The organism is Stenotrophomonas sp. RS-48 (assembly GCF_030053245.1).
Lineage (GTDB): Bacteria > Pseudomonadota > Gammaproteobacteria > Xanthomonadales > Xanthomonadaceae > Stenotrophomonas > Stenotrophomonas maltophilia_P.
The window spans coordinates 29352-42897 of the sequence record NZ_JASGBV010000040.1 but is presented as its reverse complement, the minus strand read 5'-3'; the positions used below and the strand labels follow the sequence as shown (position 1 = coordinate 42897).

Sequence of the window (13546 nt, the reverse complement as noted above, 5' to 3'; positions counted from 1 at the left end):
GGCAGCTGGCTGTCAGCGCCGCCGAGCTGGTAACGCAGCGCTGCGGCCAGGCAGGTGGTGGCGAGCTTCTTGCCATTGCCGCCGCCCACCTGGTTGCCCAGCAGGCCGCCCACCACCGCGCCTGTGGCCGTACCGGCAATGCGGTTCGGATCGCGCGAGTTGCGCTGGACTTCAACGTTCCTGCATTCCACACGGCTGCCGTCGTTGAACTTGCGGCCTTCATCGCGGGGCCCGTAGGTCTGCGCACCCGCCATCGACGATGCCGCCATCAGGGTGCCCAGCACGAGCAGTCGGGTCGAGGTCTTCATGGCCAGCTCCTGTCTTCCGGGATGGGTCCAGTCTCCGCCTGCCGCTGGCAACTACGAGTGAAATCGGTGTCATCAGGACTTCATCGGCCATGCGTCGTTCATGAAGAGAACCGCGGCCATGGAACGATCCAGCGCCCGGCAGAGGCTTCCGTTCGGTCGCCGCGAAGGGAATCGGCCCCCTGCATCGGTGCGCCGACCCGCGCGGCCCCTCCCGGGGCCAGCGCGCATGCGGCTATGATCAACCGACAAAGGCCGCAGGCATCTGGACGTGGATGTGCAGGAATCAGAAAGCTTGAGGGTAGCGGTACTGGAGGACGAGCCTGCCCTGCGCGAGCGCATCATCCTGCCAGGCCTGGCGCGCTATGGATTCCTGGCGACCGGCTACGCCAGCGTCGCGGCCTTCCGCGCCGGAATGGAGAGACAGCCCGCCGACCTTCTCGTGCTCGACGTGAGCCTGCCTGACGGCGATGGCTTCAGCCTGGCGCGCGAAATGCGCCAACGACAACCGGGCCTCGGCGTCATCATGCTGACCAGCCTTGCCGATGTGAGTGATCGCATCCGCGGCCTGACCGAAGGTGCCGACGTGTATTTTTCCAAGCCGATCGAGATCGATCTGCTGGCGGCGGCACTGCACAGCCTGGCACGACGGATCGCCACGCCGGCAACAGCGAACCGGTCACTGCCCGGCTGGAGGATGAGTGAGGACCAATGGGGCCTGATCGCGCCCGACGGCACCTCGGCCGCGCTCACCCGCAGCGAGCGCAGCCTGTGCGCGGAACTGTTCCAGCACGCCGGGGCGCTGGTGTCACGCGAGCAGCTGATCCTGGCCATTGCAGATGATTCAGACGACTTCGATGCGCACCGGCTCGACGCCATGGTCTACCGGCTGCGCGTGAAGGCACGCAAGCGCTGTGGCATGGAACTGCCTCTTACGGTGGTTCATGGCCGGGGATACATGCTGAATCCTGCCGGGCGCACGGCAGGCTGATCAGGAACGTCGTTCCTTCGCCACAGATGCTCTCGACGCCGATGCCACCGCCGGCCTCTGTCACCAGCTCGTTCACGACCGCCAGCCCCAGTCCCGTGCCCGAATCCGCCGGCTTGGTGCTGAAGAAAGGTTCGAAGATCCGGGCCGCCACCTCGGCGCGCATGCCGCTGCCATTGTCACGCAGGTGGATGCGGACGCGATCTCCATCGCGGTCGATGTCGATCTCGAACCGCCCGTGATCGCTGAGCGCATCGCGGGCATTGGACGCGATGTTCAACAGCATCAGCTCGAACTGGCTGCGGTCCATCCGCACCGGCGCCGCTTCACCATCGCTGCGCACGGACAGTACGATCCCCGGCCCAAGCAACTGGCGCAGCATCGACTCAAGTTCCCGGACCGCCTGCGCGGCATCAAACACGACGGCCTGCTCGCCATCACGACGGCTGAAACGGAGCAGCCGCCGGCTGATGGCCATGCCACGCCGCGCGGTCTCCTCCACGTCTGACAGGTGGCCTTCAAGCTGCACCAGACGCTGCCGGCTGCCTTCGCCGTCGTCTTCATGCCGCTGGTTGGCGAAGCCGACGATCACCGCAAAGATGTTGTTGAAATCATGCGCCATGCCGCTGGCCATGCGTTCGGTGATCTCCTTCTTCTGCGCATGGATCAGCTGGGCATGGGTGCGCTCGCGTTCGCGCATCTCTTCGGCAAGTTGCCGCCCGCGCTCGTTCGACTCGCGCAGGCTCTCGCGCAGGGCCTGGGTCGTCCGGTCGATCAGCAGGGTGACCAGGAGGTAGGTGAACAGCAGTGGGGGCAGGTTGTAGAACGCACGCGCCGGAGCATCGGCGAAGACGCTCATCGCATCGCGTCCTGCACCCAGCACCACGCTGCCCACCAGGACCGCCAGCGTGGTCCACAGCGCGCCACGACCAAGCACCAGACCACTCAGCACGAGCACCAGCATCTGGGCGAGCTGGTCGGGCATCTGCCGTTGCAGGCCGTTCACGCCCAGATTGATCGTCGTGACCAGCAGCATGGCACCGATCAACAGCTTGACCGCCGCAGCGAACGCACCACGCCGCGTCAGTACCAGTCCGATCCATGCGGCTGCACCGATCGAGAGGCTCATCGCCAACGAGGCATGCGTCGACCAGTGCACCTCGCTCGAGACCAGTTGGGACCAGGCCACGATCACCGCGAAGGCCAGGGTCGCCGGGATGGTCACCCCCAGGAACAGGAGCAGCAGCTGGATGACGCGCGCGTTGCGGCGGTCCACCGGGTCTTCGATCGGCGCCCGGTCCAGCCAGCGCAGGAATGAACGGAGCATGGGCGGCGTGAAGAGATGGCGAGAAACCGATCATATTTCTGTCAGGAGTTGCAGTCGACATGCCCTTTCGGTGGGCCTACGTTCATGTTGTCGGCGGGCACCTACGCCACTGCCGTGACACGACGACTACACCGCCCCACCCGTCGACGCCCTGCGGGCAGCCACGACGACGGGCCTGCACTCCAGATCGAGGATCAGAGCAATGAACCGGATTTACCGTATCGTGTGGAACGCCGCGCTGGGCCGGCAGGTGGTTGTGTCCGAAATCGCGTGCAGCCGGACGCGGTCCGGGCGCCGCCGTCAGGTCGCGGCGCTGCTGGCCACCGGCTCGCTGCTGGTGTCCTGCTCCGCCCTGGCCAGCGGGATCGTTACGGCGCTGGGCGTCGAGCAGGTGTCCGCGCCGGAGCAGATCGTGTACGCCGCCGATGTCGAGGCTGATCCAGTGCCCTACCTCGCCGCCACCGGCAGCGAGGACAGCAATGCCGGCGCCTACGCCGACGGCGACAACGCGCTGGCCGCAGGCGAGGCGAGCGCCGCGGTCGGGGAAGGCACGACCGCGCTTGGCGCCGGCAGCGTGGCCTACGCCAACCGCGCCACCGCGGTGGGCAATGAAGCGCTGGCCATCGCCGACTCGAGCACCGCGATCGGCGGCATGCTGGACATCGACTACCAGTCGCAGAACCCGTATGGCGTAGTGCTGTTCCAGCAGACCGCCGCCACCGGCGTGGCGTCCACGGCGCTGGGCGCCGGCGCGCAGGCCGAAGGTGACTTTGCCACTGCCGGGGGCGCCGGCGCCCTGGGCAGCGGCAAATCCAGCGTGGCGATCGGCGGCATTGCCGACGATCTGGAGGACCAGATCGGGGAAGGTTTTGCCGGCCAGCTGCTGCAGAACACGCAGGCCACCGGTCGCCTTTCGGTGGCCGTCGGCGGCGGCGCGCAGTCCACCGCCTATGCAGCAATCTCCATGGGCGGGCTGGCCAGTGCCAGCGCTATCCGCTCCACCGCGATCGGCTACCGCGCGGTGGCCAGCGCGTATGACGCCATAGCCGTCGGTGACCGGGCCCAGGCTCTGGGCGAGTTCTCCAATGCGTTCGGTTCGGGCGCACTGGCCCTGCACGACCTGACCGTGGCCGTGGGCAGCAATGCCCGGGCGGGCGCGCTCAACACCACGGCCCTGGGCGCCAACGCGCTGGCCCTGATCGAGGGCGCCACCGCAGTCGGTTATGGCGCCTGGGCCGCCGGCAAAGGCAGCGTGGTGGTCGGTGACGGCATGACCTGGAATGGCGATTTCTGGGGGGATACACCGCGGCTGTTCACCAACAGCGTGGCGATCGGCACGGATTCGGATGTGTGGGGCAGCGAGTCGGTGGCGATCGGCGGCGGTGCAACCGTGGGCGACCCGTCGTTCGTCGACGGCGTGACCCACCCCGTCGACCGCGCGGTGGCGCTCGGTGCAGGCTCTTACGCCGATCGTGACAACACCATCTCGGTGGGACGCGCAGGCAGCGAACGCCAGATCGTCAACGTGGCGGCCGGTACGGCGGCAACCGATGCGGTCAACAAGGCACAGCTGGATGCGGTGTCGGGTGCGCTCGGCAATTTCGCCGACAGTTTCGCAGCCATCGATGTGCAGATCGGCAGGCTGACCACCCGACTGGATGACATCGAGGCGGACGTCGGTGCAGGTCATGGCCGCAACGATCAGGTCGCCGTGGGAGGCGATTCCGCAGCCCAGGCGGGCGAAGGGACCAACGCCGTGGCAGTGGGATCCGGGGCGACCGCCAACGCGGACAACAGCGTGGCGCTGGGCGCCGGCGCCTACGCCCATGGACCCAACGACACGGCGTTGGGCGGCAACGCGCGGGTCAATGCCGACGGCAGCACGGCCGTCGGTGCCAACAGCCGCATCAGTGCCCAGGCCAGCAACGCCGTGGCCCTGGGTGAGTCGGCCTCCGTCAGCAGCGCTTCCGGCACCGCACTCGGCCAAGGTGCCAGCGTCACCGCCGACAACGCCGTCGCATTGGGGCGCGGCTCGGTCGCCGATCGCGCCGACACGGTGTCGGTCGGTGCCAGCGGTGCGGAGCGCCAGATCACCCATGTGGCCGCCGGTACCCAGGCGACCGATGCGGCGAACGTGGGCCAGCTCAATGCCGGTGTCAACGCGGCGAAATCCTATACCGATGCACGGTTCACCGCATTGAACGATTCCTTCGAAACCTATCGTACGGACGTGGACCGCCGCCTCAGCTCGGTTGATCGCCGCCTGGACCGCCAGGGCGCGATGAGCGCGGCGATGCTGAACATGGCGACCAACGCCGCAGGCACCCGCAGCGAACGCGGGCGCATCGCGGTCGGTGCGGGCTTCCAGAGCGGCGAGCAGGCGCTGTCGGTGGGCTATGCACGGAAGATCGGGGAACGCGGCTCCTTCAGTCTGGGCGGGGCCTTCAGTGGTGGCGAATCCTCCGCAGGCGTGGGCTTCGGCATCGACCTGTGACAGAGCGACACCGACCACTCCCGCTCCGACGCGCTTCACCCTTTTCCTGGAGACCCACCATGTCCATCCACACCTCACTGGCCGCTGCAATCGCTTCGGTGTTGATCACCACCAGCGCCGCCCATGCCGCACCACGCCTGGATACCAGCAAGGTGATCAAGCGCAACGTGGCTGCCGCCACATCGACCGCCCAGCCGTCGGTCGGCCAGCGCTTCATCGTCAAGACCACCGGCACCACCACCCAGTCACGCATCCTGTTGACGCAGTCGCTCGCCAGCTCGGCGCAGCGTTCAGGCATCACCACGGCGGCTGCGGCAACGGCACGCGCAGCCGCCCGTCCGGCCGCCCGGGCCAGTGTCCTGCGCAACATGGCCGTACCTGGCTGGTACGTGGTGCAGACCTCACGCCGGCTCAACTCCGCCGAGACGGCAGCCTTCGTCCGCGAGCTGGCGGCCGAACCCGGCGTGACGTCGGTCGAAGTGGACCGGCTCTACCAGGCGCTCGACACCGGGCGCGGCATGGTGCAGCCGAAACTGATCCCGAATGATCCTCAATATGCCCAGCTGCAGTGGAACTTCCACGATCAGACAGGTGGAGTACGCGCCGACCAGGCGTGGGACATCTCCACCGGCGCAGGCGTCGTGGTGGCGGTGATCGACACCGGCGTCGTGGAAAACACGCCCGACCTGAAGGACAACGTGCTGCCGGGCTATGACATGATCTCCGACCGCTTGATCTCCCGTCGCGACACCGACGCCCGCGTCGCCGGTGGCTGGGACCAGGGCGATTGGATGGAAGCCAATTACTGCACCGCGCTGGGCGCGCCTCCGCACGCCGCCCGCGACAGCTCCTGGCACGGCACCCACGTCTCCGGTACCGTCGCGCAGCAGACCAACAACGGTGTCGGTCTGGCCGGTCTGGCCCACAACGCCAGGATTCTGCCGGTGCGTGTGCTGGGTTCGTGTGGCGGGTACGGCAGCGACATTGCCGATGGCATGTTGTGGGCGGTCGGTGCGACCGTTGCCGGCCTGCCGGTCAATGCCAATCCGGCAGAAGTGCTCAACATGAGCCTGGGCAGCAATGGGCCCGACGCCTGCCCGCAGATCTACCAGGACGCCATCGACGAAGTGAACCGACGCGGCGCGATGGTGGTGGTGGCAGCCGGCAACTCCAACGCCGATGCCGGCACCTACACGATGTCCTCCTGCAAGGATGTGATCAGCGTCGGCGCCACGCGTGTCACCGGCGGCAAGGCCAGCTACTCCAGCTGGGGCAACCGGGTGGATCTGTCCGCGCCGGGTGGCGGTGGAGGTGTAGATGGAGATCCGAACGGCTACATCTTCCAGATCGTCAACACGGGCACCACCCGCCCCACGACCGAGTTCGGCATCGGAGGATATACCGGTACCTCGATGGCATCGCCCCATGTGGCCGCCGCAGCAGCGCTGGTCCAGAGCGTGGCCACCACGCCGCTGCGCTGGGACCAGATGCGGGACCTGCTGAAATCCACTGCGCGTCCTTTCCCGGCCAGCATTCCCACCAGCACACCGACGGGCGCGGGAATCCTCGACGCCAATGCACTGGTAACCGCCGCGACCACCGAACCCTGCGATCCCACCGTCGAGAGCTGCACCCCGCCGAATGTGGAACTGAGCAATGCAGTAGAACTGCGCGGGCTGTCAAGCACCTCCGCAGAGCGGACCTACAGTTTCACCGCCCGGGCCGGCACACCGTTGACCATCATGACGCTGGGCGGCAAAGGCGACGTATCGCTGTATGTAGCGGCGCAGCGCGTCCCCAGCGCCTCCGATTACGATGCGAAATCAACCCGACCGACCAATTCGGAGTCGGTGCGGATCGGCTCGCCCTCGGCTGTCACCTACATGATCCGCCTCACGGGAACATATTCCGGGTTGACCCTGGTGGCCCGGCAGTAGGCCTCAAGGGCGGCGCCACTGCGCGCCGCCCGCGATGCCCGGGGTCCTTCGATGGATAGCCTGCCCAGGAAACTCTCCTTGACTGATCGGCGCACGTTGCCGTCCCTCATCGGGGCGGTGACACGCCCCCTGCGGCCGCATGCGTTGTCCAGCCGCCACGGGACCTCCAGCGGGCTGCTGGACAGACAAACCTTCACGATCGACTACACCACACGATCACGCCGGTTGCCGGGCCGATCGCCCGTCGCCGTCCTCGTCGATGTCCTTGACCTGCCGAATGCCGAGCCCTGTCAGGCCTTCGGCATGGCCTCGCTGGAGACGCGGGTCAGGCAGGACGCAGCACGCATCGAGGCCGCCCTGGACGGCCAGGCGGACGTCCACCATATGGGCGGCAGCCGTTTCGCCTTCATCGTGGAGCTGCCCACCCGTGACGCCGTCGAGCGCCTGGTGGAAGCGCTGCACCTGCGCCTGACGCAGCCCAGGGAGGGTGCAGCGCAGCCCCTCCGGCCTCTCGTCCACGTCGGCCTCTGCCAGGCCGAAACCGGCAAGGACAGCGCCGACGACATCATCCGCGGGATGTTCGTGGGACTTCACTGGGCAGTGTCCAGCCAGGTCACCTACTGCTGGTACTCCGCCCCGCGCGATGAAAGTCTGCGGCGCGAGTATCACCTGCTTGCTGGCGCCCGCGACGGCCTGCGCCACGACGAATTCCATCTGCTCTACCAGCCTCGTTTCCGCGGGTCTGATCTCAGTGCGGTGTCAGCGGAGGCGCTGATCCGCTGGGATCATCCTCGGCTTGGCCCGGTCAGCCCTGCCGAATTCATCCCGGTATTCGAACGTAACGCACTGATGGAGAAAGTCACGGAGTGGGTCGTCGACCGAGCGCTGGAGCAGCTGTCATGCTGGAGACGCGACGGCATCACGCTGGGCCTGTCGATCAATCTGTCTGCACGGAATGTGGCCCGTGCCGGCATGGCCGATGCGCTGGTCGCCAGGATCCATGCCGAGGGGCTGCGCTGCAGCGACCTCGAGATCGAGATCACCGAAGGAGAATGGTTGAGGGTGAACTCCGTGCCCGGCGAGCAGCTCAGGCGGATGGCATCGGCGGGAATCCGCCTGGCATTGGACGACTTCGGCAGCGGCTACAGCAACTTCGCATACCTGACCGAACTGCCGATCCACACGCTGAAGCTGGACAAATCGCTGATTGATGGAATCTCGACCGACACGCGGGCCCGCCTGAAAGTCCGTGCCATCATCGGCCTGGCCCATGATCTGGGCTACACCGCCGTCGCTGAGGGGGCTGAAACCGCCGACCAGGTCACCACGCTGCGGGAGCTCGGATGCGACCAGATCCAGGGCTTTGCATTGTGCAGGCCCATCAGTGCGACCGAACTGACCGATAGACTCACTGTTGCACCCCACCTGCTCGAATGAGCCAGGCCTGCACCCGCGGATGGACTGCGCGGCGTGCGTTTGATCCCTTCATGGAAGCCGCCGAGAATCCCGGGGCAGTTGCCTGCTCCTGATCCATCCGAGAAGTCTGCCAGTGGCCAACACAGGTTCCTTTCTGCTTCGCCTTGTTCAGGGAGACCTGACCACTGAAGGAGCGCTGACACGCCTGCACGCAGTGCAAGCAACATGCCGTGCATGCAACCACACCTCGATGCTGAAGGCGGGCGCAGGCCTGACCGATCTGCGCGGCGCAGGGATCCTGGTCTGCCCCTGCTGCCACAACCGGCAGGCGGTCAGCCGCATGCGCTTCGAGGAGTTCGTCAAGCGGTTGCCCCGCGCGGACGCCATCGACCACCGTGCCCCCTCGCTTGCCACCGCTCCCGCGCACCACGCGTCACCGCAGCCGTTCCTGGAACTGGTGGTTGTTCGTGCCGGTGCGGCGCTGTTCGGGATCGATGTTGAATCGGCGGTGGAAATACGTGGTCCGGAGGCTCTGACCCGGGGTACGGACGGCCTATCCAGCGTGTCCGTACGCGGGCAGACGGTGCCCGTCGTGGATCTTGGCCTTGTCACGGGCGGCACCCGCTGCGGTGCCCGCTGCCCGGCGATGCTGCTGGTGCAGGCTGGCGTCCAGCTTGTCGCCCTGGCGCTTGACGAGGTGCTCACCATCGAGAGTGTCCCGCTCGGCCACGTCCACCCCATCAGCAACGATGGGCAGGGATTGCCGCTCTGCAGCCACCGGGTCTGCCTGGCATCCAACCAGGAGGTTGCCCTCATTGATCCGAGCGTCGCTCTCACTCTCCAGCGGCGGCTCGCAGGTTCGCGGACCGATGCAGCGATCTTCCCCGGGAGGTCCGATGAACACTGAGACGCGGGATGCCTTGCTGCGCCTCCAGGGGGCCATGAACCGGATGCATGTCCGTGTGGCGGCACTGGAAGCGGCCACCGTTCTTCTGCTCCGCACGAACGCAGGCAATCTGGACGCGGCCGATGAATTCGAACGCAGCATCCGCCACTACCTCAGCGGCATGGACCTGCACCGGGAACACGTTTTTGCATTCGAGCAGATCGTCGAGCCTTGGCTCGGCATCCTGCGGGATCCGCTGGCCGGCATTCGCTCCCCTCCACCATCGGCCTGAACCGAAGGAGTGTGCGACTCAGCGCGTCTCGTCGGGCCGCCCGCCGATACGATGTCCTTGTGAGTCAACCACTGTTGCCTCCCCGAAGCCCATGGCGCGCACGGGTGCCTCGACACGGGACAGGTCACCCACCACGACCCACGTCAACCTGTCGGCATCCAGCGCGGCAGCAGCGGCCCGGACCTCGTTGAGATCGAGTTGTCGGAGAGCGCTGCTGCGCTGTGTGGTCCAATCGTCTGGCCGGTCGAACCGCACGATGTCTGCGATCTCCGAAGCGACGGCCTCCCGTGTCTCGAAACTGCCCGCCAGACGCCGCACCTGGCTGTCCCGGAAGCGTGCAACCTCGTCCTGTCTGGCAGGCGCCGGTCCGGACGCGTACTCCGCAATCTCACGCTGAATCTCCGCCATGGCCTCCGCCACGCGGTCGGACTGCACCGGCGCCACCACGCGCCAGGGTCGCGCTATCGGGGCATTGGCGGCACTGGAGATCACGCCGTAGGACCAGCCCTTGGCCTCTCGCAGATTCATGTTGAGGCGCGCGCTTGGCGATCCCCCGAGGACGGAATTGGCGACCTCGAAGGCCAACGTCCGGGGGTCTGAACTCGGCGCGACCAGCTGCCCGGCCACCAGGGTGGCCTGCAGAGCGCCAGGGCTGTCGACCAGAAACACCCGTGGCCTCGCCTGCGCGGGCAGGCGGTCGTCGATGCGCACCTCAGGGATCCCACCCGACCCGCGCCAGTCGCCCAGATGCCTCTCAAGGACCGGGATCAGCTCCTGGAGCGTCGTATCCCCGACCACGACAAGCGTGCCCCGCTCCGGTCGGATCCAGGCGCGGTGGAACTCCACGAGGTCATCGCGGCGCAAAGCCTCCACGGAGGCCACGGTGCCGCGTCCGAAGGCTTGCGCGTAGGGGTGATCCAGCCCGAACAGCAATGCAGGGAGAAGGCTCGTGGCCAAGCGTTGCGGGTTGGCCGCGTCCTCTCGAAGGGCGCCCTGCCTGCCCACACGCATGCGCTCCATTGCTGCCGGCTCAAAACGCGGTCGGCGCAACATGTCCGCGTACAGCGCAACCGAATCGTCAAGCGTGTCTCTGAGACCGACCAGGGTCACCGCGCCGCTGCCCACGTCGACACTGGAACCCAGCTCCGCCCCCAGCGATTCAGCGCGCGCCGCGAACGCCAGGGCATCGTAATCCCCTGCCCCCTCCGCCAGCATGCTGAACGCCATGTCTGCCAGACCCGCAGTTGCCGCGGGATCCACCGGGAACTGATACGACATGCGAACAAGCGGGACGTCCTCCCGTCGAGCCAGTATCACGTGGGTGCCGTTCGACAGCGCCGCCCGCTCGATCGCAGGGAATCTCAACTCCGGATAGCTTTCAGGAAACGGCGGCCCTGCGCTGCGATCCACGCCCGGTGCTGCAGCGCGATGGCTTTTGCCTGGGCTTTGCGCGTGGGATACCGCGTCAGCCGGCTCGGCCTCCTCAGCGAACGCAGCGCGGGCACCTGGAATGACCGTTAGGATGTGATCCCCCTGCCCCAGCCAACGGCGAGCGACGCGAACCAGCTGGTCGGGCGCGGCTGCTGCCACCACGTCAGCGGACCGCCGATAACAGCCTGCATCGCCTTCAAATACCTCACAGGCGGCGAGCACTTCTGCCTTGCCGTCCATCCCACCGTTACGCTCGATGCTCTTCACGAACTCGGCCCGCATCGCGGTCCGCGCACGTTGCACCTCATCGAGGGTGGGGCCTTCCTTCAGCAGACGCTGAAGCTCCACCTCGATGGCGGTTTCCACGGCCGACGGGTCGACACCGTCGCGCACGTTGGCGACGATCATGAAGCGCGATCCGAGCTGCCCCCCTGCCTCTGCCGTGACGTCAGTGGCAAGTTGATCGGAGTGCACCAGGCGCTTGCCCAGCCGGGAGGCATTGCCTCCTCCCAGAATGTGAGCCAACACCCGCAGTTGATCAAAGTCCGGCGTCCCACGAGCTGCGATGTTCCATGTGCGGTGAACGCGCGCTTGAGGGACCTGATCGGACAACGTTTCCCGGGTGGTGGAAGCCCGCTTGGCGACGTCCACGGGATCCCTTGTTACGTCGGGCGCCGCTGGGATATGCCCGAAACAGGACTCGACCTTCTTCCTGGCCTCTTCAACGCCGACATCGCCTGACAGCACCAGCACCGCGTTGTTTGGGCCGTACCAGGTCCGGAACCAATCCTGGACGTCGGCAAGTGTGGCCGCCTGCAGATCGCGTGCGGATCCGAAGGTCGAATGATGGTACGGGTGCCCCGGCGGGTAGCTTGAACGGGAAAGCTGCTCCCATACGAGTCCGTAAGGCACGCCACGCCGCTGCAGCTTCTCGTTCTCGACAATGCCCCGTTCGGTATCCAGCGCTTTCTGATCGATGGCACCCAGCAGATGACCCATGCGATCGGACTCCATCCAGAGCGCCAGGTCCAGCGCCGTCGATGGAACCACCTGCATGTAGTTGGTGCGCTCAGGCGTAACCGTGGCATTGACGTCGGTGGCGCCCACGCGTTGCAGCGGGCCGTAGTAGGCGTCGCGGTAATGCTCGGTGCCGCGGAACATCAAATGCTCGAAGAGGTGCGCAAAACCCGTGCGACCGGCAGGCTCATCGCCGGATCCGACCTGATACCACACGTGGACAGCCACGATGGGGGCCTTCCGGTCGGTGTGCACGATGACACGCAGCCCATTGGGGAGCGTGAAGCGCTCGAAGGGGATGTCCATCGCGTGCGGGGCTGCAGCCGGAGCGTGCGACCCCGCTTCCATGTCGCGCGCAGCCACTGGCACCGTGAAAGTGCCCACTGCCAGCACCGTCCAAAGCAGCCTCTTCGCACCACCTACGAAAGCGCTCATGCGTCCATCCCCCGCCCAGTCGTTGCCCACCCGCAAGCCCTGCAACACCACGTTGGCCCACCGGAGTTGTCTGGGGCTGCCAAGGTCCATTCCAGAAAAGCAGGCCTCACCCCTGCCTCGCCGCGCGCAGTGCCCCAACTGCTGATCCGATCTTAACGCCCAAACTGCCCGCAATGCCTGGAGACCATCGCTTGATACTCCGCCATGGGCGCCAGGCCCATTCGAGCGCGACGCTCGTCAAGCGTCTCAGGTGCTTCAACCGCACGTGGCTCCCAACGCCCCGGGTCTGCACAACGCCCCTGCGTTCCATAGCGCTGGGGGTCGTGGGTGCGGTCCCAGAGGTAGGCGTAATTGGACGCTTTGACCTGCCCCGTCGCTACCAAGGGCTCCATGGCTTCCGCAACAGAGCGCTGGAACGCCGGATCCTTGTCGGCATGCTGGGCCAGCAGCCAGGCCGCGTCCGCCCCGTCCTGGCCCACCTGCGCCACGGTCGGCCAGCCATGGGCCGCAACGATCGCCTTCAGCCGAGCGGTATGCACCGCATCGACGGCACTGAGCACCCTCTCCTCGCCCTCCGTGGTCAGCGGAAGGTCCCGGACCGCCTGATCGGCATCCTTCATCCGCAGGAGCTCGCCGCGCAGCTCCGGGTCAGCAGGCGTCCCACCGCTGGCTCCCAGCGGCGCGAAGAGGATCGCAATCACCCACAATGGACCGAATCGCCGCGTCACAGCTCCACCTCCTGCGTGATGTGTCAGCCGATGATGCCCAGTTGGCAGATTTGCCGGTAGGTCAGCTTAAACTTGATGCGTCGGCGGCGCCGGGCATCTGCCTGCGTCGCAACAACCGTATCCATGGTCGATCCGCTGTGTGCCTGTCGCGCCATCAATGTGATCCTGTTTGAGTCACTGCCGCCGGCGTGGCCCCGGATCGACCGCTACAACCGGTAGGAAGCTCTCTTGCAAACCACTGATTCAAAAGCGAAACCGTCTGCATCGAAGGCCAGTGCAGAGCACACGCC

At 66.6% G+C, this 13546-nt stretch carries 11 protein-coding genes; 6 read left to right on the top strand and 5 right to left on the bottom strand.

Features of this window, described 5'->3' with window-relative positions; translation table 11 throughout:
• A partial coding sequence (locus tag QMZ25_RS08505) for a hypothetical protein (protein WP_283219455.1) occupies positions 1-308 on the bottom strand: 308 nt, incomplete at its 3' end.
• A 292-nt stretch (positions 309-600) separates the two neighbouring features.
• On the opposite strand from QMZ25_RS08505, the gene QMZ25_RS08500 reads away from it, so the two are divergent.
• Entirely contained in the window at positions 601-1296 is a 696-nt protein-coding gene (locus QMZ25_RS08500; protein ID WP_227255210.1) for a response regulator transcription factor, read from the top strand.
• Here the strand turns inward: QMZ25_RS08500 and QMZ25_RS08495 are convergent.
• Positions 1238-2620: a HAMP domain-containing sensor histidine kinase gene (locus QMZ25_RS08495; RefSeq protein ID WP_111185863.1), complete on the bottom strand. Its 1383-nt coding sequence runs from the start codon at positions 2618-2620 to the stop codon at positions 1238-1240. The two genes, QMZ25_RS08500 and QMZ25_RS08495, sit on opposite strands and share 59 nt — an antisense overlap.
• A gap of 202 nt (positions 2621-2822) precedes the next feature.
• Here QMZ25_RS08495 and QMZ25_RS08490 point away from each other — a divergent pair, with 202 nt between their 5' ends.
• From QMZ25_RS08490 to QMZ25_RS08470, 5 genes are all read left to right on the top strand, one after another.
• On the top strand, positions 2823-5114 hold the full coding sequence (locus QMZ25_RS08490) for an ESPR-type extended signal peptide-containing protein (protein ID WP_283219454.1): 2292 nt from the start codon (positions 2823-2825) through the stop codon (positions 5112-5114).
• Between the two features lie 59 nt (positions 5115-5173).
• A complete protein-coding gene (locus tag QMZ25_RS08485; RefSeq protein WP_283219453.1) occupies positions 5174-7051 on the top strand; it encodes a S8 family peptidase in 1878 nt (625 codons plus the stop codon).
• 51 nt (positions 7052-7102) lie between these two features.
• Positions 7103-8488, top strand: a complete 1386-nt coding sequence (locus tag QMZ25_RS08480) for a GGDEF domain-containing phosphodiesterase (protein ID WP_283219452.1) — start codon at positions 7103-7105, stop codon at positions 8486-8488.
• Positions 8489-8717: 229 nt separating this feature from the next.
• On the top strand, positions 8718-9374 hold the full coding sequence (locus QMZ25_RS08475) for a chemotaxis protein CheW (protein ID WP_283219451.1): 657 nt from the start codon (positions 8718-8720) through the stop codon (positions 9372-9374).
• A complete protein-coding gene (locus tag QMZ25_RS08470; protein ID WP_146256219.1) occupies positions 9364-9645 on the top strand; it encodes a hypothetical protein in 282 nt (93 codons plus the stop codon). Before QMZ25_RS08475 ends, QMZ25_RS08470 begins: the two co-directional genes overlap by 11 nt.
• A gap of 18 nt (positions 9646-9663) precedes the next feature.
• Here the strand turns inward: QMZ25_RS08470 and QMZ25_RS08465 are convergent, their stop codons facing one another.
• The 3 genes from QMZ25_RS08465 to QMZ25_RS08455 form a co-directional block, all read right to left on the bottom strand.
• Positions 9664-12528, bottom strand: a complete 2865-nt coding sequence (locus QMZ25_RS08465) for a pitrilysin family protein (protein ID WP_283219450.1) — start codon at positions 12526-12528, stop codon at positions 9664-9666.
• Positions 12529-12680: 152 nt separating this feature from the next.
• Entirely contained in the window at positions 12681-13256 is a 576-nt protein-coding gene (locus tag QMZ25_RS08460) for a DUF6624 domain-containing protein (protein ID WP_283219449.1), read from the bottom strand.
• Positions 13257-13279: 23 nt separating this feature from the next.
• A complete protein-coding gene (locus QMZ25_RS08455) occupies positions 13280-13411 on the bottom strand; it encodes a hypothetical protein (protein ID WP_262101097.1) in 132 nt (43 codons plus the stop codon).
• Positions 13412-13546 lie beyond the last annotated feature (135 nt).

Excerpts from the sequence above, each read along its gene's own strand:
- QMZ25_RS08495 (WP_111185863.1), bottom strand. The coding sequence starts at position 2,620 with ATGCTCCGTTCATTCCTGCGCTGGCTGGACCGGGCGCCGATCGAAGAC.
- QMZ25_RS08490 (WP_283219454.1), top strand. The coding sequence starts at position 2,823 with ATGAACCGGATTTACCGTATCGTGTGGAACGCCGCGCTGGGCCGGCAG.
- QMZ25_RS08485 (WP_283219453.1), top strand. The coding sequence starts at position 5,174 with ATGTCCATCCACACCTCACTGGCCGCTGCAATCGCTTCGGTGTTGATC.
- QMZ25_RS08480 (WP_283219452.1), top strand. The coding sequence starts at position 7,103 with ATGGATAGCCTGCCCAGGAAACTCTCCTTGACTGATCGGCGCACGTTG.
- QMZ25_RS08475 (WP_283219451.1), top strand. The coding sequence starts at position 8,718 with ATGCTGAAGGCGGGCGCAGGCCTGACCGATCTGCGCGGCGCAGGGATC.
- QMZ25_RS08470 (WP_146256219.1), top strand. The coding sequence starts at position 9,364 with ATGAACACTGAGACGCGGGATGCCTTGCTGCGCCTCCAGGGGGCCATG.
- QMZ25_RS08465 (WP_283219450.1), bottom strand. The coding sequence starts at position 12,528 with ATGAGCGCTTTCGTAGGTGGTGCGAAGAGGCTGCTTTGGACGGTGCTG.
- QMZ25_RS08455 (WP_262101097.1), bottom strand. The coding sequence starts at position 13,411 with ATGGCGCGACAGGCACACAGCGGATCGACCATGGATACGGTTGTTGCG.